Origin of the sequence: Bifidobacterium sp. UTCIF-1 (assembly GCF_006408915.1) — a bacterium.
GTDB classification, from domain to species: Bacteria; Actinomycetota; Actinomycetes; order Actinomycetales; family Bifidobacteriaceae; genus Bifidobacterium; species Bifidobacterium reuteri.
The window spans coordinates 1-1,345 of sequence record NZ_JFAG01000048.1 but is presented as its reverse complement, the minus strand read 5'-3'; the positions used below and the strand labels follow the sequence as shown (position 1 = coordinate 1,345).

At 63.9% G+C, this 1,345-nt stretch carries 1 protein-coding gene; it reads right to left on the bottom strand.

Features of this window, described 5'->3' with window-relative positions; genetic code table 11:
• Positions 1-1,280 (bottom strand): IS3 family transposase (locus tag BW09_RS10785; protein ID WP_140464057.1); only part of this gene is annotated, 1,280 nt, incomplete at its 3' end.
• Positions 1,281-1,345 lie beyond the last annotated feature (65 nt).

The window sequence follows — 1,345 nt, the reverse complement described above, 5'->3', positions numbered from 1 at the left end:
TTGTACCAGCGTATGTACTCATCGACCAAGGCGAGCACCTCGTTGCGGGTGTGTTCCTCCCACTTCTCGGGGTAGACCGCCTCGGTCTTCATCCTGCCGAAGAATCCCTCCGCGGCCGCGTTGTCCGGCGAACAGCCCTTCGCGCTCATGGAGCGCGTCAGCCCGAAGCGTTCCATGAGCCCGAGCCATCCGGGCCACCGGTAATGGCATCCACGGTCGGAATGCACCAGGGGACGCGCGTTCCCCGGCAGCGTCGAGGCCGCTTTCTCCAGCATCCGGTTGGCCAGCTCCGCGTTGGGGCTGAAGCCGGCGGTGTATGCGACGATCTTGCCATCGAAGCAGTCGATCATCGGCGAGAGGTACACCTTCCCGTCCCTGGCCTTGATCTCGGTGATGTCCGTCAGCCACTTCTCGTTCGGACGCTCGGCCGTGAAGTCCCGGTCGACGAGATTGGCGGGAGCCGGCGTCGTCTCGCCCTCGTAGGAACTATACCTGCGTCGCTTGGGCACGTGCGCCACGAGCCCTTCCTCCGCCATGATCCTGCGGACCACCTTCTCCGATACGCCGGTCTTGAGCACCGCCTTGATCCTGCGGTACCCGTACCTGCCCTTGGAATCGGCGAACGCCCCGGCCACCTCTGCCCTGAGTCCGGCGTACTTGTCAACGCCGAGCCGGGCGTGGTGGTAGTGGTAGCTGCTGGGCGCGATGGCGAGCAAGCATGTCATCGAGCTGAGCGAATACGCCGGCCTCAACCGGTCGATCAACAGGGTCTTCTCCCTGTTCGACAGGCGCCGCAGGTCGGCGCCGGGGTCTTTTTTTACGACCTCCACCACCTCCCGCATCAACGCGTTCTCCAGCTCCAGTTCCTCGACCCTGCGGCGCAAAGCCTCCGCGTCATCATCATCGGCTGCGGACGGCCGGCGGCGGGAGTCCGCGGGCTTATTGCCCTGCGCGGAGTTCCTGTTTTTGGGCTGCAACGCGGCCATGCCGCCCTTGCGGTACGCCCTGACCCAGCCATGCACCGCGCCGACGCTCACGCCGAGCTGTTTGGCGGCCTGCTTCTGCTGCATGCCGCCCAGCACCAGCTCGACTGCCCTTCGCCTGGTCTCCAGTGGGATGATGGGTTTGGCCATATGGCCAGCATACCGGGAATCCATCGCCAGCCAACGCTCCAGACACTGCCTGGTCGGATAACCCAGATGCTCCACCACCTGGGCCGTCGTCATCGGCGTGGTGAAATACAACTCCACCGCACGCTCTCGTTCCTCAAGACTGAACATACGAAAATCCTTCCGTTCGGTCTCCAAGAAAACGTCCGCAGCCCCGAAGGACGCATTTTTGCGTA